The sequence below is a fragment of the Aureimonas sp. N4 genome, assembly GCF_001463925.1.
Classification (GTDB): domain Bacteria; phylum Pseudomonadota; class Alphaproteobacteria; order Rhizobiales; family Rhizobiaceae; genus Aureimonas; species Aureimonas ureilytica_A.
On record NZ_BBWS01000009.1, the window covers coordinates 15809 to 36329 of the forward strand.

The 20521-nt window shown below is 67.2% G+C and carries 17 protein-coding genes; 13 read left to right on the plus strand and 4 right to left on the minus strand.

Annotated features, from left to right (window positions below; genetic code table 11):
* Position 1 precedes the first annotated feature (1 nt).
* Positions 2-619: a hypothetical protein gene (locus AUL28_RS03130; RefSeq protein ID WP_156419873.1), complete on the minus strand. Its 618-nt coding sequence runs from the start codon at positions 617-619 to the stop codon at positions 2-4.
* Positions 620-1045: 426 nt separating this feature from the next.
* Here AUL28_RS03130 and AUL28_RS03135 point away from each other — a divergent pair, with 426 nt between their 5' ends.
* The 5 genes from AUL28_RS03135 (at position 1046) to AUL28_RS03155 (ending at position 6585) form a co-directional block, all read left to right on the plus strand.
* Positions 1046-2119: a LacI family DNA-binding transcriptional regulator gene (locus AUL28_RS03135; RefSeq protein WP_062230633.1), complete on the plus strand. Its 1074-nt coding sequence runs from the start codon at positions 1046-1048 to the stop codon at positions 2117-2119.
* A 94-nt stretch (positions 2120-2213) separates the two neighbouring features.
* The gene (xylA, locus tag AUL28_RS03140) at positions 2214-3536 is read left to right on the plus strand and encodes a xylose isomerase (protein WP_062230665.1); all 1323 of its coding nucleotides are present in this window, start codon (positions 2214-2216) and stop codon (positions 3534-3536) included.
* Positions 3537-3675: 139 nt separating this feature from the next.
* Positions 3676-4401 (plus strand): recombinase family protein, encoded by a 726-nt coding sequence (locus AUL28_RS03145; RefSeq protein WP_062230634.1) that lies wholly within the window; start codon positions 3676-3678, stop codon positions 4399-4401.
* A 197-nt stretch (positions 4402-4598) separates the two neighbouring features.
* A complete protein-coding gene (locus tag AUL28_RS03150) occupies positions 4599-4880 on the plus strand; it encodes a hypothetical protein (protein WP_058599955.1) in 282 nt (93 codons plus the stop codon).
* A gap of 229 nt (positions 4881-5109) precedes the next feature.
* Positions 5110-6585, plus strand: a complete 1476-nt coding sequence (locus AUL28_RS03155; RefSeq protein WP_062230635.1) for a UdgX family uracil-DNA binding protein — start codon at positions 5110-5112, stop codon at positions 6583-6585.
* Positions 6586-6669: 84 nt separating this feature from the next.
* On the opposite strand, the gene AUL28_RS03160 is transcribed toward AUL28_RS03155, so the two are convergent.
* Positions 6670-8841 carry a HAMP domain-containing methyl-accepting chemotaxis protein gene (locus AUL28_RS03160; RefSeq protein WP_082640219.1) on the minus strand — a complete coding sequence of 724 codons (2172 nt, stop codon included), beginning with the start codon at positions 8839-8841 and terminating at the stop codon, positions 6670-6672.
* 354 nt (positions 8842-9195) lie between these two features.
* On the opposite strand from AUL28_RS03160, the gene AUL28_RS03165 reads away from it, so the two are divergent.
* Positions 9196-10716, plus strand: a complete 1521-nt coding sequence (locus AUL28_RS03165; protein ID WP_082640220.1) for a helicase HerA domain-containing protein — start codon at positions 9196-9198, stop codon at positions 10714-10716.
* Positions 10717-11409: 693 nt separating this feature from the next.
* Positions 11410-11751, plus strand: a complete 342-nt coding sequence (locus tag AUL28_RS03170; protein ID WP_062224112.1) for an ATPase inhibitor subunit zeta — start codon at positions 11410-11412, stop codon at positions 11749-11751.
* 8 nt (positions 11752-11759) lie between these two features.
* On the opposite strand, the gene AUL28_RS03175 is transcribed toward AUL28_RS03170, so the two are convergent.
* Positions 11760-12398 (minus strand): DUF2585 family protein, encoded by a 639-nt coding sequence (locus AUL28_RS03175; RefSeq protein WP_082640221.1) that lies wholly within the window; start codon positions 12396-12398, stop codon positions 11760-11762.
* A 217-nt stretch (positions 12399-12615) separates the two neighbouring features.
* On the opposite strand from AUL28_RS03175, the gene AUL28_RS03180 reads away from it, so the two are divergent.
* The 5 genes from AUL28_RS03180 (at position 12616) to AUL28_RS03200 (ending at position 18270) form a co-directional block, all read left to right on the plus strand.
* Positions 12616-13890, plus strand: a complete 1275-nt coding sequence (locus AUL28_RS03180) for a glycosyltransferase (RefSeq protein ID WP_062230638.1) — start codon at positions 12616-12618, stop codon at positions 13888-13890.
* Positions 13887-15056 (plus strand): lycopene beta-cyclase CrtY, encoded by a 1170-nt coding sequence (gene crtY, locus AUL28_RS03185; protein WP_062230639.1) that lies wholly within the window; start codon positions 13887-13889, stop codon positions 15054-15056. Before AUL28_RS03180 ends, crtY begins: the two co-directional genes overlap by 4 nt.
* Positions 15053-16570 carry a phytoene desaturase gene (locus AUL28_RS03190; RefSeq protein ID WP_062230640.1) on the plus strand — a complete coding sequence of 506 codons (1518 nt, stop codon included), beginning with the start codon at positions 15053-15055 and terminating at the stop codon, positions 16568-16570. Before crtY ends, AUL28_RS03190 begins: the two co-directional genes overlap by 4 nt.
* Complete coding sequence (locus tag AUL28_RS03195) at positions 16567-17529, plus strand: phytoene/squalene synthase family protein (RefSeq protein WP_062230641.1); 963 nt, start codon at positions 16567-16569, stop codon at positions 17527-17529. Before AUL28_RS03190 ends, AUL28_RS03195 begins: the two co-directional genes overlap by 4 nt.
* Positions 17530-17601: 72 nt before the next feature.
* On the plus strand, positions 17602-18270 hold the full coding sequence (locus tag AUL28_RS03200; protein WP_202814878.1) for an O-methyltransferase: 669 nt from the start codon (positions 17602-17604) through the stop codon (positions 18268-18270).
* A gap of 12 nt (positions 18271-18282) precedes the next feature.
* Here AUL28_RS03200 and AUL28_RS03205 read toward each other — a convergent pair whose 3' ends face one another.
* A complete protein-coding gene (locus AUL28_RS03205; RefSeq protein WP_062230643.1) occupies positions 18283-19221 on the minus strand; it encodes a polyprenyl synthetase family protein in 939 nt (312 codons plus the stop codon).
* A gap of 225 nt (positions 19222-19446) precedes the next feature.
* On the opposite strand from AUL28_RS03205, the gene fni reads away from it, so the two are divergent.
* The gene (gene fni, locus AUL28_RS03210; protein ID WP_062230644.1) at positions 19447-20484 is read left to right on the plus strand and encodes a type 2 isopentenyl-diphosphate Delta-isomerase; all 1038 of its coding nucleotides are present in this window, start codon (positions 19447-19449) and stop codon (positions 20482-20484) included.
* Positions 20485-20521: the final 37 nt, after the last annotated feature.

The following is a 20521-nucleotide window of genomic DNA, read 5'->3' on the forward strand; positions in this document are numbered from 1 at the left end:
CTCAGCCCCGCGCGTCGGCCGACGGCGCGCGGGTGGTCCAGAGACCGAAGCTCAGGAGATAGGCATAGGCGCCGAACTCCATCGTCTCCTCCATCTCCTGATGCATCCAGTGCTCGGCGGCTTCGGCCAGACCCAGAAGCAGCGCGGCGATGCCGACCGGCCAGACCCAGGCGAGGTTGCGCCAGTCGAGGAAGCTGCGCCAGCGCGGCTGCTTGATGAGGGCAAGCACGCCCGCGCCCAGGAGGACCGCGCCCGCGAAGGGAAACTTCATCGCGCGGTGCAGGCACAGACCGCTGTCGTAGAACGCGCTTTCGCAGGCTGGAATTTCCCGCTGCAAGGCCAGAAGCGACAGCGCGGCCATGGAGACGCAGAACAGCGCCCGCGCATCGCCCGCGCGCCGATAGGCCATCAAAAACACGCCGGCCGCCGCCACGAGAAGCCAGGCTTGTGCGCTTTCGATCGCGCCGTTCTCGGCGAAGAGGGACGAGGATAGCGTGAGAAGACCACGCCCCAGAAGCGGGGACAGAAGGCCGATCAGGCAGGCGGAACTCAACCAGGGAAGCGGCGCGGGGCGAGGCGTTCCGGGCCATGAGGGCAGGACGCTTCGGGCAAGGGACATGGGCGGGCACTCTGATGCGATGCCGCGCCGAGACGATACGCCTCGACGTGATCCAGCGCACTTAGTATGTCAGCCTAACTATCTCGTCCAGACGCCGCTTCTTAGCCGGGAGACGTTTTCGGGAGCAGCGCCGTCCAAGGCACCTCTCTCGAAGGCGTCCAACTGCCGCCGAGTATTTCGGGCGGGCGAGCCCATGCTCGCTCTCCAACCTCGATCTTGCCCTCGCGCGATCATGCTCTCCGCCGCTTTGGAACCTTGGCTTCCCAACGCGAGGCCACGCGGAGCAGGGCCAACTCGCGGCTTCGTCGGCCGAGCCTGACGATCACGCCCTCGGCGCGCGGCAGCGAACGCAGACGCGCGAAACCCGGCGACTTTCACGCTCGCCCGTGCATATTGAGGCGCATCGGGGACGATGCGGGGGCGCAGATGAGCGAGGGGGAGGCCGTGGGCGATCCGGCCCGCGACGAGGAAGCGAGTCGGCAGGGCGCGCCGACCTTGAGCGATGTGGCGCGCGCCGCCGGCGTCAGCCTCGCCACGGCCGACCGTGTTCTCAACCGCCGGCCGGGTGTGCGCCTCGCCACCGTCGAGAAAGTCGAGGCGGCCATGGCGGCGCTGCGTTTCGAGCGCCATCCGGGCGCGGCCGCCTTGGCGCGCCGGGCGCGCTTTCGCGTGGCTGCGCTCCTGCCGCGCGGCGGCAACCCGTTCATCCGCTGCCTTCGGGACGAGCTGGAGCGCGCCGCGCGCCGGCCCGCCAACCGCGCGCTGGCGCTGGAGCCCGCCGATGTCGATACGTTCGACGCCCATGGCTTTGCCGGCGAGATCGCCCGCGCCAGCCAAAGCCATGACGCGATCCTCGCTGTCGGCCTCGACGATCCGGCCGTGGGGGAGGCCATCGACGCGGCCACGGCGCGCGGCGTGCCGGTCGTCACGCTCGTTTCCGACGTGCCGGGTTCCAGCCGCGCGCGCTATGTCGGCATCGACAATCGCGCCGCCGGCCGCGTCGCCGCCGCGCTCACCGGGCGCTTCGCCGGGCCGGAGCCGCGCTCGGTCGCCGTTCTGCTCGGCTCGCGCGCGCTGCGGGATCATCACGACCGGCTGGACGGGTTTCAGGAAACGCTCGCCGCCCGCTTTCCCGCACTGACCCTTTCGGCCGTCCTGGAAGGGCAGGACGACCCGGACGCGGTGCACGCTGCCATGCGCCGCTTCTTGGGCCGTTCGCCCCTGCCCGCCGCCGTCTATAGCGCCGGGGCGGGCAATGCGGGGCTGGTCGCGGCCCTGTCGGACTTCGACCTGCGCCCGCTCGTGATCGCCCATGAGCTGACGGCCGAAACGCGCCCCTTGATCGAAAGCGGCGCGATCGACGCCTTGATCGTGCAGGACCCCGGCCACGAGGCGCGCTCGGCCCTGCGCGCGCTCTCGGCGGCCTTGACCGGCACGAGGCTGGACGAGGCGCAGGAGCGCATCCGCATCGAAATCCTGCTCAAGGACAATCTGCCCTGACCCACCCAAAGCGATTGCGCTTGCGCCCATAGTTGAGGTACGTAGCTCAGCCATGGGGCGCGGCCTTTCGCCGACGCCGGAGGTGAGGACCGCCATGACCCAGGGCAACGGTTTCTTCGGGCTTGATTCCAGCGTGCGTTTCGAAGGGGAGGGGAGCACCAATCCTCTGGCCTTCCGCTTCTACGACAAGAACCGTCAGGTGATGGGCCGGTCCATGGAAGACCAGCTCCGCTTCGCGATCTGCTACTGGCACTCCTTCACCTGGCCGGGCGGCGATCCGTTCGGCGGCGAGACCTTCAACCGCCCCTGGATGCGCCAGGGCGGCGATCCGCTGGCCAAAGCCAAGGAAAAGGCCGAGGTCGCCTTCGAGCTGTTCCGCATTCTCGACGCGCCCTTCTTCTCCTTCCATGACGTGGACGTGGCGCCCGAAGGCGAGACGCTGGCCGAGTCCATCAAGAATCTCAACGAGATCGCCGACATCTTCGAAGAGAAGATGAAGACGCATCGCACGCGCCTTCTCTGGGGCACGGCGAACCTCTTCTCGAACCGCCGCTATATGGCGGGCGCGGCGACGAACCCCGACCCGGATGTCTTCGCCTATGCCTGCGGTCAGGTGAAGGCGGCGATCGACGTCACGCATCGTCTGGGCGGCGAGAACTATGTCTGCTGGGGCGGGCGCGAAGGCTACGAGACGCTCCTCAACACCGACATGAAGCGCGAGCTGGACCAGCTCGGCCGCTTCCTCTCCATGCTGGTCGAGTACAAGCACAAGATCGGCTTCAAGGGCCCGATCCTGATCGAGCCCAAGCCCAAGGAGCCTTCGAAGCACCAGTACGACTTCGACACGGCGACCGTCTTCGGCTTCCTCCAGAAGTACGATCTCGTGAAGGACGTGAAGCTCAATCTGGAGCAGAACCACGCGATCCTGGCGGGCCATTCCTTCGACCACGAAGTGAAGCTGGCCTATGCCAACGACCTGTTCGGCTCGCTCGACATCAACCGTGGCGACGATCTCCTGGGCTGGGACACCGATCAGTTCGCGATGGACGTCAAGGAAATGACGCTCGTCTTCCATGAGATGCTGAAGCATGGCGGCTTCTCGACGGGCGGTCTCAACTTCGACGCCAAGATCCGCCGCCAGTCGATCGACCCGCAGGATCTCGTGATCGCGCATGTCGCCTCGATGGACGCCTGCGCCCGCGCGCTTCTCTCGGCCGAGCGGATGCTCACCGACGGCGCGCTGGAGAAGCCGCTGGCGGATCGCTATGCCGGCTGGGACAGCGCCGAGAACCAGGCGATCCTCGCCGGCCAGTCGAGCTTCGAGGCGGTGGCCGAGCGCGGCCTCGGCCTCCAGCCGCAGCCCCGTTCGGGCCGCCAGGAATATCTCGAAGGCGTCGTGAACCGCTACGTCTACTGATCCCGCCTTCGGGTGAGCGTATCGGGCCGGGCGGACTTTCCGCCCGGCCTTTCCGCGTTTGGGAGGTGTGCCCACGCGCCGCTTGACGATGGCGGCTGACCGGGCCCACATCGAAGCCAACCCAGCGCGACGGACCCTCATGGCTCGAATCGGATATGCACGTGTCAGCACCGCCGATCAGGACCTGACGCTTCAGGTCGAGCGGCTGAAGGCGGCCGGCTGCATGATCATCCGGTCGGAAAAGCAGTCCGGCAAATCCCGAACGGGGCGCGACGAGCTGGAAACGATCCTCCAGTTCCTGCGCGAGGGCGATGAGCTGGTCGTGGTGCGTCTCGACCGGCTGGGCCGATCGACACGCGACGTTCTCAACATCGTCCACGATCTCGACCAGGCCGGCGCGTCCTTGCGCGTGCTCGACCCCGAACTCACCACGAGCGGCGATCTCGGCCGGCTGGTGGTCACCGTGCTCGGCATGGTGGCCGAGATGGAGCATCGCTTCATTCTGGAGCGCCAGCGCGCCGGCATCGAGGCGGCCAAGGGGCGCGGCGTCTACAAGGGCCGCCCGCGCACCGCGCCCAACGAGGAAATCCGCCGCCGCCGCGCTACCGGCATGGGCGTGACGGAGATCGCCCGCGCGCTGAAGGTCTCGCGCATGACGGTCTATCGCGCGCTGTCGCCAGGCGACGGGGCAGAGGCGCCCACTGCCGATCCAGCGGAGCAGCCCGCTGTCGCCGCGCCAAAATCGGGCAAGCCGAAGACTGAGGTTCCGAGCGCCAAGGCCAAACCCGAGACCGCCAAGTCCCGCGCGGCGGGCAGGCCGGCCACCCGAAGCATGCGCCGGCCTGCGTCGCGATCATCGAAATAGGCGCGGTCTCGCAGACCTCGCGCAGTTTGCCGTTGATGGTGCTACAAAAAAGGCCGGTGCGCATCCGCGCTTTCTGCTAGAGGGCGCGTCAGGCGAGCGGAGCCCCGACCGCCTGAAGAGCGCCTGATGGTACGAACCCCGGAACATCCGGCCGTCCGCAGCTTTCTTCTCTCCAGCGAACCCAAGGAGACGCGACCATGCTGACCGAAGCCAAGACCGACGAAATCTCCGAAAAGATCGCCGCGATCTTTCAGGGGATGGAACTGGACGATGTGGCCGGCATCCTGAAGATCCAGCTCGCGATGCTGGTGACGCAGGGCACCGACGACGCCGACGCCGCCATGGAATTCCTCGACGAAATCTATGAGGACGTCGAGCAGATGGTCGAGTCCTTCCCCTTCGGCGAAGAAGGGGACGAGGATGAGGAAGACGAAGAAGACGAAGACGACGACAAGGACGGCAAGCCTTCGGCCAACTGAGGCCGCGCGCCGCCCGACGCGCTCGCCGGAGGCCGGACTGCGCGGCTCTGGCGGTGAAGTGTCGAGTTCTTTCGAGCCATAAGATTTCAAACGGGGCGGCCCATAGAGCCGTCCCGTTTTGCGTTTCGGCCAAGCCTCAGCGAAACGGATGCGGAGGCTTCCCGCCGCGCGAGGGAACCGCCGCGCCGAGTGCGGGCTTTTGCTTCATGCTCTCGGGAGGATGGACGCGATGTACGAGGTTCGGCTCGACCACCCCGCCGATTTCGATGGCTGGCGCGAAGCCGCGCGTCGCGCCCTGGCGCTGGGTGTGCCGCCCGAAGAGTTGAGCTTCACGGTGGGCGAGGGGCCGGCCGGTCTCTTCGCCGAGCCCTTGCCCGACTCGCCCGCTGATGCGCCGGGTTTCTCCGTGCCCCGCAGCTTCCCCGATCTGGCGGTGAAGCTCGTCTGCCATGCCGACCCGGAGCGGTTCGCCTTCACCTATCGCCTGCTCTGGCGCCTGCAGCGCGAAAAGGGGCTTCTGGAGATCGCCGCCGACCCCGACATCGCCCGCGCGCACGAGATGGAAAAGGCGGTGCGCCGCGACAGCCACAAGATGAAGGCCTTCCTGCGCTTTCGCGAGGTCGGAACGGAAGAGGGGAGGCCTGTCTATATCGCCTGGTTCGAGCCCTTCCATCATGTGGTGGAACTGACCGCGCCCTTCTTCATGCGCCGCTTCCCCAGCATGATCTGGACCATCCTGACGCCGCAGCGCTCGGTGCATTGGGACGGGGCGGAGATGACCTTTGCCCCCGGCGCGGACCCCTCGCAGAAGCCGGCCGAGGATGCGGTGGAAGCACTGTGGCTCACCTATTACCGCTCGATCTTCAACCCCGCGCGGCTGAAGGTGAAGGCCATGCAGGCCGAGATGCCGAAGAAATACTGGCACAACCTGCCCGAGGCCGTGTTGATCGAACCCTTGATCCGGGGCGCGGAAGAGGCATCGCGCCGCATGATCGAAACCGCGCCGACCTTGCCGAGTTTGCGTCACGAGAGAGCGATGGAGCGTGGCGAGATGGCAAGAACAGCGAAGGTGCCCGCCTTCAACGGCTTCAACAAGCCGCCGGAGGATCTGGACGAAGCGCGCGAACAGGCGCGCCATTGCAAGGCCTGCCCGCTCTGGGAGCCCGCGACGCAAACCGTTTTCGGCAAGGGGCCGGCCGATGCGCCCGTCATCTTCGTCGGCGAGCAGCCGGGCGATCAGGAGGATCTGGCGGGTGAGCCCTTCATCGGCCCGGCCGGCAAGGTCTTCGACGCCGCGCTCGCCGCTGCCGGCATCGACCGGGCCCAAGCCTATGTCACCAATGCCGTGAAGCATTTCAAGTTCGAGCCGCGCGGCAAGCGGCGCATCCATGCCAAGCCGAACATGGGCGAGGTCAAGGTCTGCCGCTGGTGGCTGGAGCAGGAGCGCGAGCTGATCCGCCCCCGCCTGATCGTGGCGCTCGGCGCGACGGCGGCGGCCTCCGTGCTCGGCCATAGCGTGACGATCCGCGACACGCGCTCGCGCCTCATCGACCTGCCAGATGGCGCGACGAAACTGCTCGTCACCGTCCACCCCGCCTATATCCTGCGTCTGCCGGACCCCGAGGCGCAACGCCGCGAAACGCTGGCTTTCGAAGAGGATATGGGGCGCGTGAAGGCCGAGGTCCCGGAAATCGCCCTCGGCTGAGAGGCGCCCCAAACGAGATGCGGCGGACGATCGCTCGCCCGCCGCGTTTCATGTTCCGTTCGTCCGGCCGCGCGAGGCTGAGCTTCAGCCGCTCATCCGCTCGAAGCTGGAGTCGAGTTCGAGGTTGAAGCCTTCCTTCGTCGGAGCCTGGGCGGCGGCGGGAGCGGCCTTGACCGTGGCGGGCGGGGTGAAGCCCTGCGCCATGGCCTGAAGCTCCCGCACATTGGCCTTGGCGCGAGTCGGAGCCTTGGCGCGCGGCTGGATGGCCGGATGGTCGGCGCGGGGCGCGGCCGGGTGACCGGCGATGCGGAAGAAACTGGCCCGCTCGGCCAGTCGGCGCGCTTCGCCCGACAACTGCTCGGCCGTCACGGACATTTCGTTGGCCGCGCCGCTGGAAGCCTGCGTCACCTCGTCGAGCTGCGTCACGGCCGCAACCGTCTGCTGCGTCACCTGGTCGAGCTGCGTGATCGCTTGGTTGATCTGCTCCGCGCCGATATTCTGCTCGCGGCAGGCGGCGGAGATTTCGGCGACGAGTTCGGCCGTGCGCCGGATGTCGGGCACGAGATTGCCCAGCATCGTGCCCGCTTCTTCGGCAACGCCCAGCGTGTCGCCGGACAAAGTGCCGATCTCCTGCGCGGCCAGTTGCGAGCGCTCGGCGAGCTTGCGCACTTCCGAAGCGACCACGGCGAATCCCTTGCCGTGCTGTCCGGCGCGGGCCGCCTCGATGGCCGCGTTCAAGGCCAGAAGATCGGTCTGGCGGGCGATTTCCTGCACCACGGAAATCTTCGCCGCGATGGTGCGCATGGCCACGACCGACTTCTGCACGGCCTCGCCGCTGCGCGCGGCATTGGTGGCCGCCATGGTGGCGATCTTCTCGGTCTGCGTGGCGTTCTCGGCGTTCTGGCGAATATTGGCGGCCATCTCTTCCATGGCGGCCGAAGCCTGTTCGGTGGCGGCGGCCTGCTCGCTGGCCCCCGACGACAGGCGCTGCGTGGTCGCGGCCTGCTGGGTGGAGCCGGCCGAAAGCTGCTCGGCCGTGACGGCGGCCTGGGTCGAGCCAGCGGCCACCTGCGCGGCGGAATTGTTCACGTCGGACGCGATCTCGGAGAGGTTCTCCACCATCTGGCCCATGGCGCGCTGGAGATCGGCGATCTCGTCCGTTCCCTTGGGATCGAGACGCTGCGTCAGGTCGCCCTGCGCGATGGCGTTGGCGAGCGTGACGGATCGACCAAGACCACGCGAGATGGAGACCGCGATCCAGGTCGCGGCGGCCGCGCCGATCAGAATCGCGCCCACCAGCATCGACAGGAGCCAGAAGCTGGTCGCGCTGTAAGAGGCCTTGGCCTCGGCCAAGGAGTCCTGCGTGATCCGATTGGCCTGCTCCACAGCCTTGTCGAGGCGCGCCAACAAGACATCGGCGACCGGCACCATCTCGTTCACCGTCATATCCTGGCTTTTCTGCATCCAGTTCTGCAGGCCGAGATCGGCTTGCTGGCGCAGCACCTGCGCCAGGTTCCTCCATTGCGCGCGCATGTCCTCCACATCGGGCGCAAGGGAAGCGGGCAGGGCGGTCGCCAGTTCGCGTGACAGCCGTTCGAAGTCAGCACCAGCCGCATTCAGGGCGCCGCTCGCCGCGTCCATCGCCGCATCTTGGGTGAGTGCGACCGTCTGCAGGGCTTCAAGCTGCGCCGTTTTCGCCGCCAGCTTCACGGCATCGAGGATCTCGCGCGCCGTCTCGTCCGCGCTCACGGCCTTCATACGAGCCTGCAGCGTTGCGAAGGAGCGTTCGAGGGAGGCCGCAAGAGGCTGGTAGGCGTTGACGGCCTTCGAGGCCAAAGCGACATCCGCATCCGCCGAAATCGGGAAGAGCTTCTGCGTGATGGTGCGGAACTTCTGCAGATCCGGTTCGACGGTCTGGAAAGACTGCCGATCCTGCGGCTGCATGGAGGTCAGCAGACGCTGCTGCGCCTCGTTCAACTTGTCCCAATTTCCGTCGAACAGCGTCTTCATCTTATCCACGAAGGCGGGGTCGCTGCTGTCCATCAACTGGCGCATGTTCAACGAGATGTCCGCCAAGGCGGCTTTGAAGTCTTTCGCGGCGCTGACCTGCACGAAAGGTCCATTGACGAATTCGCCAAGCGTTTGATTGGATCGCTCGAGGCTGGCAAGCCCGAAGTAACCAATGCCACCCGTCAAGACGAGGACAGCTCCAAAGCTTGCTGCAAGCTTTGTCTTAACGGAGATGCGCATAGACATTCGACCTCAGAATTTAAATTTATATAAGGCTTCAATACAGTGTGGCATCGGCCCATTAATGTGCGGTGAATGCGCGCATGTTTGTGCAGCTATAATGGATGCAATGAATTCTTAAGCATGGGAATTTTTATCTTTGGTCGTCTATCTCGAGTCTTGAATCTCTCGACCGTCGAGGCCGTCCGGTGATGGGCGGCGGAGCGGTTTTGATCATGTCCATGAAAACATTGTGGACGAGCGCGCCGGTGCGCTTTGAAAGCCCATCCCGATCCGCTAGATAAAATGATCCTGAAAGGGTTGGGCTTTTCTGATCGTGGCGTGCCGCGCTCCTGACCCGTTTGCCGCAGAGGTTTAGCTTTGACCAAGGTCGCGGTCGATCTCGGAACCACCGCCACGGGCGAGCCGGCGGAGATGGATCTGGAGGAGCTTCTCTCGACCCGCCTTCTGGTGCAGGGCAATTCGGGCTCCGGCAAGTCGCATCTCTTCCGCCGCATTCTGGAGCAGAGCGCGGGCTGGGTGCAGCAGGCGATCATCGATCCCGAGGGGGACTTCGTGTCCTTCTCCGATCGCTTCGGCCATGTCGTGGTGGATGCCGATCGCACGCCGTCCGAGCTGGGGCGCATCGCCGCGCGCATTCGCCAGCATCGCGCCTCCGTGGTTCTCAATCTGGAAGGGCTCGACGCCGAGGTGCAGATGAGCTGCGCCGCCGCATTTCTGAACGGGCTGTTCGACGCCGACCGGCATCACTGGTTTCCCATGCTGATCGCCGTGGACGAGGCGCAGATCTTCGCGCCCTCCATGGCGGGCGAAGTGGCCGACGAGGCGCGGCGCATCTCGCTCGGCGCCATGACCAATCTCATGTGTCGCGGCCGCAAGCGCGGTCTGGCGGGCATGATCGCGACCCAGCGACTCGCCAAGCTCGCCAAGAACGTCGCCGCCGAAGCGTCGAACTTCCTGATGGGGCGCACCTTTCTCGACATCGACATGGCGCGCGCGGCCGATCTTCTGGGTCTCGACCGCCGGCAGGCCGAGCGCTTCCGCGATCTGGAGCCCGGCCATTTCGTGGCGCTGGGGCCGGCCTTGTCGCGCAAGCCGATCCCCGTGCGCATCGGCCCGGTCGAGACCGCCGGCCGGTCGGGGCGGCCGGTCCTGATTGCGCTTCCCGAGGCCAGCCCCGAGGCTATGGCGGACCTGATCTTCACGGCGGGCGAGAATGAGCCCGACATCCTGCCAGCGCCCGTCCGGCGCGAGCCGCTGCCGACGCGCGAGCTTCTGGAACGTGTGGCGGCCAACCGCGCGAGCGCGCCCGCGCCCCTACGCGAGGAAGAGGCGGTCGAGCCCGATCCGGTGGCCGAGGCCGAGCGGCAGGCCGTGGTGGATGCGATCTTCGCCGATCTGATGGCCGATCCCGAGGCCGCCTTCCGCCCCGTCCAGATGCTCTATCAGGACTTCGTCACCCATTGCCGGCTAAAGCGCGTGGGCGATGGCGGGCTCGATATGGCGGGTTTTCGCCGCCGTCTGGCGCTGGCGCGCGCCGGTGTCGGCGCGGGCGGCGAGGACGAGGGCTGGGCGGAGGTCGTGCGCCGCTCCGAAGAACTGCCGGAGGATATGCAGGGTGTCTATCTTCTGCTGGCTAAGGCGGCGCGCGACGGCGAGCCCTGCCCGAGCGACGAGGTGCTGGCCCGCGCCTATGGCAGCCATTCGCCCTCGCGCGGGCGCTTCCTGCTCACCTATATGTCGGAGCGCTTCTATATCGCCGCCGAGACGGACTTTCGCGGCAACCGCGTCGTCTCCATCGCGGGCACGGACTGGCGCACGGGGGCGGGTCTGTCGGGCAAGCGCGTGCCGGGCACGACGCCGCGCATGCGCCGGGCCTAGGTCCGCCCGCAGAGCTTGGAGGGGTGGCTGGTGGTCTCTATCACCAGCCAAGAACTGAGCGGTGAGAGCACCGGACAAAACCTCGTGCGGTCGGCTGGTCGGGTCTTTACGCCATCCATGGGCGAGCCACTGATCTCGCCCATCCTTCGGACTGCGGCGAATGGTTGCCGATGCTGACCTAGCATCGACTGTGCGTCGCTCCGCGCGGAGTGACGAAAATCCCTCGACCAGCCTCCACCCGGCGGTCTTGGTAGGCGCTCTTCTTCCCCTGAGCATTGTGAAACCACCTAATTTCTGTCGCGCTACGACGGGGTATGTTCTGCTTCCCTGACGATAAGATCCCTCTGGTCGGGCAATCTGCTCAGTTTAAAAGCTTCATGCTCGAGAATTCGGCAGTCTTTGTAGGCGTGCTGGCCGAATCGGATGGATTCCCTCCCCTGTGCCCATGTCTTGTGGCCAATAGTTTCGCAAGGATCGAGAACGCTGGCGGCGATCAGCGCCGATATAGTGCGGGAAGCCGGCTCCTCGTCGCGCGAACGTGAGGTCAACTGACGGTTAAGTTTACGCTTCAGCAATAACTTATTGGAGTTCGATTCAATTGGACCTATTCCAACAAGCCGGTTTTGACGCGTGGGGTGCATAGTCCTCCCATGCCGCGAAAGAGAGCGCGGCGAGGGGAAAAGGGACCAGCCTATGACGATCGATCGCCGCCGTGACATGCAGGAAAAGCTCTTCGTCGCTCGTGAGCGCCGCTCCTTCGAGGACCGCGCCCGTGCCGACCGGATCGTCGGCCTTTGGGCGGCCGAGCAGCTGGGTCTCAAGGGGCAGGCCATCGATGCCTATACGGGTTCGGTGATCGGCGCGGGCGTCGCCCGCCCGGGTGGTCGCGGCGGGTTCGACAAGGTCGCGGCCGATCTGGTGGCCCTCGGCATCTCGGCCGACACGGTGCGCGCCCGCTACGCCATGGCCATGGACGAGGGCGTCATGATCGGTCGCTCGGTCGCGATCGCCAACGCCAATTCGCTTTACGCCTAGACCCTCCTTTAGACCGAGACGCCGAAAAGGCGCAGGCTCCCCAGGATGAAGCCGTCGTTGATCGCAAACGCGATGGCTCCCTCCAAGGCGAGAGCGGTGATAAGGGCGAGCGGAGCAGGAAGCCCGCGCGCCAGGAGGAAGCCCACGGCGACGAACAGCGTGTCGCCGAAGGCATTGAGAATGCTGTCGCCCTCGTAGCTGGGCGTGCCCGGTGCATTGCCGAACAGGGCGATGATGACAGGCGTGTTCTCCATCGCCTCCCAGATCGCGCTGGACGCGAGGGTCGCGAGAACCATCCAGCTGAGCGGCCAATGCGGCGCCATGCGCCCGATGAAGACCGCCAGACCCATTCCGAACATGACATGCAGCGCGGAATACCAATCCGCGAATTGCTGCGAGGCGCCCGGTGAATACGGGTCGCCGTCCCAAAGCGCCAGCGTGCCGCAGGTGCAGGTGAGTGGCCGACCCATCCAGCCGAGCCAAGCCGCCATCGCGGTCAGGATCGCGAGCCCGATCGCCACCTGCACGGGAAGGCTTGTCGGCCCCACGAATCCGCTTCGTGAGCGGTCGTGATGGATCATGTCACTCATCGTCGGGCATCCCATGGGCCGATCGTCCGGGTCGTCCGGCCCACTGTGCCTCGCCATGCGCAGCGTTCCTCGCTTGCATCAAACGCCGCGTTCGGGCGCGAAGTTGCACGGTCGCCCGCGCGACGGGGCGACGCAAGGTGGGCTCGGAAGAGCTGCTGGACGATGGGCCGGGCGTCAGAATTCGTTCCGCTTGCCGATGGAACACACGCGTCGACGCGCCATATGATCGGGCAAGGTCCCGGTCTTCGCGGGCCGCTCCCGCCCGCGATGCTCGATGACCCGCTTTCTTCTCGTGACCCCGCCGCTTCTCAGCCATGTCCGCGCCTTCGAGGCGCTGGGCGAGGCGCTGGTCGCGCGCGGGCACAGGGCGGCGATTCTGCTCAATGCCGGTGGCGCGGCGCTGGTGCGCTCGCCCTGTATCGACCGGTTCGAAGTTGGCCCCGGCGCGGGACCGGCGCAGCTGACCGACCGGCCGACCGGGCTCTTCGGCATCCTGCGCACGGTGCGCGAGGGGGCGTGGCGCACAGAGGCGCTGGTCACGGAAGGCCCGCGCCTTGCCGCCCGCTGGGGCGCCGAGGCGGTTCTGGTCGATCAGATGGAACCGGCCGGCGCGCTTCTGGCCGAGCATCTGGAACTTCCCTTCCTGTCAGCCGCCGCCGCCTTACCGATCGACCCCGACCCCGCCATTCCCGCGCCCTATCTCGGCTGGCCCTATGATCCGAGTCCCGAGGGGCTGAAGCGCAACCGAGGCGGCGAGCGCGTCGCCCGGCTGCTTCTGCGCCGCCAGCGCGAGACGATTCGCGCGGCGTGCTCTCGCCTCGGACTGCCGCTCCGCGAGCGGATGGAGGATTGTCTGTCGCCGCTGGCCAGCCTGTCGCAGACCGTGGCGGGCTTCGACTATCCACGCGCGCCCGCCGCGCGCATCGCCGCGCTCGGTCCCTTTCGCAGCACCAAGGATAATGTGGGCGTCTCGCCGCTGCGAAGCGACGGAATCCGGCCCCTCGTCTTTGCCTCGCTCGGCACCTTGCAAGGGCACAGGCTCGGCCTGTTCCAGACGATCGCCCGCGCCTGCCGGCAGGTCGGCGCGCGGCTGGCGATCGCCCATTGCGGGCGTTTGTCGCCGGCCGAGGCGGCAACGCTCGACGCCGAACTCGTGACCGACTTCCTGCCCCAGCGCGCGATTCTGGCAGAGGCCGATCTCTGCATCTGCCATGCGGGCCTCAACACGGTGCTGGATGCGCTGGAAGCCGGCGTTCCCGTGTTGGCCTTGCCGATCGCTTATGATCAGCCGGGCGTCGCCGCGCGTCTCGTCCATCAGGGCGCGGGCCTCAGCCTGTCCCATCGCCTCCTATCGCCATCCGATCTCGCGCGCGCGCTGCAACGCTTGACGCGGGAGCCCGGCTTTCGGCGCGAGGCCGAGCGTCTTGGCCGCGAGATCGCCTCGGCCGGCGGCGCGACGCGGGGCGCTGAATTGGCCGAGCGCCTCGTCGCCGAGACGCTCGATGGCATCAGCCGGTCCCGCCGTCTCAAACAGCCCGAGCCCGCATGAGCGCAGAAACCTATGATCTGATTCTCGCCGGCGGTGGTCTCGCCAACGGGCTGATCGCCCATCGCCTGCTGGAGCGCCGGCCCGAGCTTCGGCTTCTCGTGGTGGAGGCCGCGCCGCGCCTCGGCGGCAACCACACCTGGAGCTTTCACGACGGCGATCTCTCCTATGTCGAGCATCAATGGATCGACCCGTTCGTCGCGCGCCGCTGGCCGGCCTATGACGTGCACTTTCCTCGCCGCGCACGCCCGGTCGACACCGGCTATGCCTCCGTCTCGTCCGAACGCTTCGCCGATATCCTGACGCCGGCACTCGGCGAGCGGCTTCTCATGGGCACGCCGATCCGCGCGCTGACGGCGCAAAGTGTCACGCTGGAGGACGGGCGAGTGCTTCAGGCGCGCGCCGTGATCGACGGGCGTGGCCAGCGCCGGAGCGCGCATCTGACGCTCGGCTTCCAGAAGTTTCTGGGGCAGGAATGGGAAACGGACGCACCGCACGGCCTGACGCAGCCCATCGTCATGGACGCGACCGTGCCGCAGGCGGACGGCTATCGCTTCGTCTATGTCCTGCCCTTCTCGCCGACGCGGCTCCTGATCGAGGACACCTATTACGCCGATGGCGCGGCGCTGGAGCGCGAGGTCCTGCGCCGCGAGATCGCAGCCTATGCGAACCGACGCGGCTGGCAGCTGAAGACGCTGGTGCGCGAGGAGGACGGCATCCTGCCCATCGCGCTCGGCGGCGACATGGGGCGGCTGATCGAGGAAGCGCAGGGCGTGCCGACCGTCGGCCTCGCCCGCGCGCTGTTTCACCCGACCACCGGCTATTCGCTGCCCGACGCCGTGCATGTCGCCGATCTCGTGTCGGCCGCGCCCGATCTATCGGCCGGGGCGCTGGAGCGCATCCTCTCGCAGCACGCGCGCAATCTCTGGAGCGACCGGGCCTATTTCCGTATGCTCAACCGACTGCTCTTCGGCGCGGGCGAGCCGACCGAGCGCTATCGCATCCTGGAGCATTTCTACCGGCTGCCCGATCCGCTCGTGGCGCGGTTCTACGCCGCACGTCTGGAATTTTCCGACAAGTTACGCATCTTCGTCGGCAAACCACCCGTCTCGGTGCGCGGCGCGCTTCGCATTCTGGCCGCGCCCACCCGTCTCAAGGACAGTGCATGATCGCTCCCACACCCGTCGCCCTGTCCGGCTCCCGGCCGCAAACGGCCATCGTGATCGGATCGGGCTTCGGAGGGCTGTCGCTGGCCATCCGCCTGCAGGCGGCCGGCATCCAGACGACGCTTCTGGAGAAGCGCGACAAGCCGGGCGGGCGCGCCTATGTCTATGAGGATCAGGGCTTCGTCTTCGACGCGGGGCCGACCGTCATCACCGATCCGAGCGCGCTGCAGGAGCTTTGGGCGGCAGCCGGGCGGCGGATGGAAGACTATGTGACGCTCCTGCCCGTCAGCCCCTTCTACCGGCTCTGCTGGGAGGACGGATACCAGTTCGACTATGCCAACGATCAGGCCGAGCTGGACCGGCAGATCGCCGCCAAGAACCCGGCCGATGTCGAGGGCTATCGCCGCTTTCTGGCCTATTCGCGGGCCGTGTTCGAGGAAGGCTATCTCAAGCTCGGCACCGTGCCCTTCCTGCATTTTCGCGACATGATCCGCGCCGGGCCGCAACTTGCCAAGCTCCAGGCGTGGCGCTCGGTCTATGCCAAAGTGTCCGAGTTCATCACGGACGAGCAGTTGCGGCAGGCCTTCTCCTTCCATTCGCTGCTGGTCGGCGGCAATCCCTTCGCGACCTCCTCCATCTATGCGCTGATCCATGCGCTGGAGCGCGAATGGGGCGTGTGGTTCCCCAAGGGGGGCACGGGCGCGCTGGTGCGCGGCATGGTCCAGCTGTTCGAGGATATCGGCGGGCGCGTCGAGCTTTCGGCCGAGGCGGAGCGGATCGAGACGGAAGGGGCGCGCGCGACGGGCGTCGTCCTGAAAGACGGCCGGCGCTTCGCGGCCGATCTCGTCGCCTCCAACGCGGATGTCGTGCACACCTATGCTGGGCTGCTCGGCCACACGCCGCGCGGCGAAAAGGAGGGCAAACGGCTTAAGGGCAAGCGCTTCTCCATGTCGCTCTTCGTCCTCTATTTCGGACTCAAGCGGCACCAGCCGCAGCTTCAGCACCACACGGTCCTGTTCGGCCCGCGCTATCGCCCGCTGATCAACGAGATCTTCAAGGCGAACACGCTGGCCACCGACTTCTCGCTCTATCTGCACAGCCCCTGCGCGACCGACCCTTCGCTCGCGCCTGATGGTGCGGGCAGCTATTACGTGCTCTCGCCCGTGCCTCATCTCGGCAATGCGCCGCTCGACTGGAGCGTGGAAGGGCCGCGCTATGCCGACCGCATTCTCGACTATCTGGAAGCGCGCTACATGCCGGGCCTGCGCGCCGATCTCGTGACGCAGCGTATCTTCACGCCGAACGATTTCCAGAGCGAGCTGAACGCTCATCACGGCTCGGCCTTCTCGCTCGACCCCGTGCTGACGCAATCGGCCTATTTCCGAGCCCACAATCAGGACGATGCGATCCGCAATCTCTTCTTCGTGGGCGCCGGCACGCATCCGGGCGCGGGTGTTCCGGGCGTCGTCGGCTCGGCCAAGGCGACGGCCGGCCTGATCCTGAACCAGGCGGCATGAGCACAAAGGAAGCGGGAGAACTCGATCGGTTCGCAGAAGCGTCGATCGCTCAAGGGTCGAAGAGCTTCGCCGCCGCCGCGCGCCTGTTCGACGCGGAGACGCGGCGCGATGTCATGCGCCTCTACAGCTGGTGCCGCCATTGCGACGACGTGGTGGACGGGCAGGAGGGCGGGCAGGGTCATGTCGCCTCGCCCGAGCCGCCCGAAGCCCGCATTGCCGGGCTCCGGCGCGACACCGCGCGCGCTCTGGCGGGCGAGGCGAACGGCCTTCCGTTGAGCTTTCGTGCGCTGGGCGCGGTCGCCCGGCGTCACGCCATGCCCGCTAGCCTCTTCGAGGAGCACCTGAACGGCTTCGCGCTCGACGTGGAGGGACGGCGCTACGAGACGCTGGACGAGCTTCTCACCTATTGCTGGCATGTGGCGGGCGTCGTCGGCGTCATGATGGCGCGTGTCATGGGCGCGAGGGACGAGGCCGTGCTCGACCGCGCGGCCGATCTCGGCCTTGCCTTCCAGCTCACCAATATCGCGCGGGATGTGGTGGCCGATGCCGGCGAGGGACGCGTCTACCTGCCGCTCTCCTGGCTGCGCGAAGAAGGGCTTTCGCCGGACGATCTCCTCGACCCGGCCAAGGCGGAGGTCGTCGCCCGGCTGCGCGCCCGGCTCGTCTCGGCCGCCGAGCCCTATTACGCCTCGGCCCGCATCGGCATCGACCATCTGCCCCGCCGCTCGGCCTGGGCCATCGCTACGGCCGCGCTCGTGTATCGCCGTATCGGGCTGAAGCTCGTCGCGCGGGGCCCGGCCGCGCATGGCATCAGAATCTCCACGAGCGGGCCGGAGAAGCTCGCAGCCATCGTTTCAGGCGCGCGCATCGCCTTTGCCCCCCGCCGCCCCGGCGGGCCGGCCCGCGACAGGACGCTCTGGCAGCGGCCCACTATGAGCCTGCATTCCGCTGCAATGTGATCGGCCTTTTCCATGACAGACGAGACTCCTAAGCTTCGCTGAGCCAGTGGAGAGGGAAGCGGCATGTCGCGAATGATTCAGGAAGCGGATCAAGAGACGGTCTGGGCGGAGGTCGATGCCTATCTCGGCCGGGAACTGCACCTGACCGACCCCGTGCTGGAGGCGGTTCTCGCGGCCAATGCCGTGGCAGGGCTGCCGGCCATCGATGTCTCGCCCGCGCAAGGGCAGATGCTCGCTCTCTTCGTGGCGATGGCGAAGGCCGAGCGCATTTTGGAAATCGGCACGCTCGGCGGTTTCAGCACGATCTGCATGGCCCGCGCCCTGCCGGAAGCGGGTCGTATCGTCACGATCGAGCGGGAGTCGGTCCATGCCGAAGTCGCCCGTGCCAATTTCGAACGCGCCGGATTACAGGAGCGAATCGACCTGCGTCTGGGCGCGGCGCTGGACGTGCTGCCGGACCTCGAAGGGCCGTTCGATCTCGTCTTCATCGACGCCGACAAGCCCAGCAATCCCTTCTATTTCGAATGGGCCATGCGCCTGTCGAAGCCCGGCACGGTGATTATCTTCGACAATGTGATCCGCAAGGGCGCGGTGGTGGACGAGGCCAGTCTCGACGCGAACGTTCAGGGCGCGCGGGTGGCCATCCGGCTCTTGGGCAGCGATCCGCGCCTCAAGGCGACGGCCCTGCAAACGGTCGGCTCCAAGGGCTGGGACGGGTTCGCGCTGGCGGTGGTCGCCTGACCCGCTGCGCCCTCAGACGGCGCCGAGTTCCAGTTCGCGTCGCTTTTCGGCCTCCACGAGATGACGCGGGCCGATGGATCGGTCGAACACCTGCACGAGAAGGGCTTCCAGTCGCGAGGCGGGGCCGAGCGCGCTGACGAGATAAGCGCGCGCTTCGTCCACATGCCGGTCGATTCGCCGTCCCACCTGCTCGGGGCCGATGATGGAAACGATGGTGGACTTCAGCGAATCCTTGCCGGTGTCCTTGCCGATCACGACGGCGCTGGGGCCGGCGGCATCCAGAAGGTCGTCCAGGAGCTGGAAGGCAAGGCCCAGCTCGCGCGCGAAGCCCTGTAGGGCGGCTCGGACCTCGGGTTTGGCGCGGCAGAGAACGGCACCCAGTTCCACAGCGGCGGTAAAGAGCGAACCGGTCTTAAGGCCGTTGGCCGCATCGATCTCGCTGACCGGACGCGGCCCGCGCCCGCCGCGCAAATCCTGATACTGGCCGGCGACGAGCCCGCGCGCGCCCACCGCATCCGCCAGAACCGCGACGCATTCGCCCCGCTGCGCGCTGTCGGCGCCTTCCAGCCGGGCCAGCGTGCCATAGGCCTGCGAAAGAATGGCGATGGCGCAGAGCACCGCGACATCCTCGCCATGGGCGCGGTGCAGGGTCGGGCGTCCGCGCCGAAGCTCGGCATCGTCCATGCAGGGCAGGTCGTCGAGGATCAAGGAGGCGGCGTGCACCATTTCCAGCGCGCAGCCGGCGTCCATCGCCGCCTCGCGCGGGCCGCCCAGAGCCTCGGCCACCAGCAGCGTCACGAGCGGGCGCAGCCGCTTGCCGGGCGCCAGGACCCCGTCCCGCAGCGCGATGTCCAGAGAGGACTGGCCCTCCACCACGCAGGGCATGAGTTCGGCCAATCGGTGATCCACCTCGGCGAGAAGGTCGCGGGTCGTCTGCGGTCCGGCTGTCATCGTCGCGTCGCAACCTTCTTCAATCGTCGAGGGCAGCCCGTCGCCTGCACACAAAACTCGATGTAAATTAGTAGCACTCCAAAAGTGTTCGGGAAGTGCGTTATCAGCCTTACGACCTATGTCTGCGACGATAGGACATAGAGCGCCGCTTGCTGTTCGCGAGCGCAAGGCGACATAAATCGAAGCGCTGCCGCGCCGAATCGCGACTGCCAGAAGGAGTCCTCCGTGCCAGAGGCCGATATTCGTTCACGCAAGGGTGATCATCTCGACATCGTCTTGCGCCCGGCCCTCGTCTCGGCGCGCGTCAACGCAGGCTTCGACGCAGTGCGTTTCGAACATGCCGCTCTGCCGGAGGTCGATCTGGACGAGATCGATCTGTCGACGCAGTTCCTGGGTCGCCGGCTCGGCGCGCCTATCCTCATCTCCTCGATGACGGGTGGTATGGAGCGCGCCGCGCGCATCAACCTGAGGCTGGCGGAAGCTGCGCAGGTGCTGGGTCTGGCGCTGGCTGTGGGCTCGCAGCGCATCGCCATCGAGGGGCGCGGGCAGGGCGGGCTCGACGGCTCGCTGCGCCGCGCCGCGCCCGATGTGCCGATCCTCGCCAATATCGGCGGCGCGCAGCTTCTGGCCGGCTGGGGCCTCGACGAGGCGCGCCGCGCCGTGGAGATGATCGAGGCCGATGCGCTGATCGTCCATCTGAACCCGCTGCAGGAAGCGGTGCAGCCGGAAGGCGACCGGCGCTGGCGTGGGCTTCTGCCCGCCATCGAGGCGCTGGCGCGAGACCTTGGACGCCCCATCGTCGCCAAGGAGGTCGGTAACGGCCTGTCGGGCCGACTTGGCCGCAGGCTGATGGATGCGGGCGTTCATGCGCTGGATGTCGCCGGGGCAGGGGGCACGAGCTGGGCGGCCATCGAGGCCGAGCGGCTTCAGGACCCTGTCGCGAGGGCGACGGCCCTGCTCTTCGCCGACTGGGGCATTCCGACCGCGCGCGCCATTCGGGACGTGCGCGCAGCCTGCCCGGAGGCCGTGGTGATCGGCTCGGGCGGCGTGCGCCATGGGCTGGATGTGGCGAAGGCCATTCGCCTCGGCGCCGACCTCGCCGGCCAGGCGGCGGCCGCTCTGCCGGGGGCCGATCATTCGACCGAGGCGGTCGTGGCGCATTTCCGGGAGGTGATCCAGCAATTGCGCATCAGCTGCTTCTGCACCGGCTCGCGCGATCTCGCAGCGCTGCGGCAAGCACCGCTCCTGTCCGACGAGGGCTGAAACGAAGCCGGCCGATTTTTCCGGTTTGCGCTGCGGC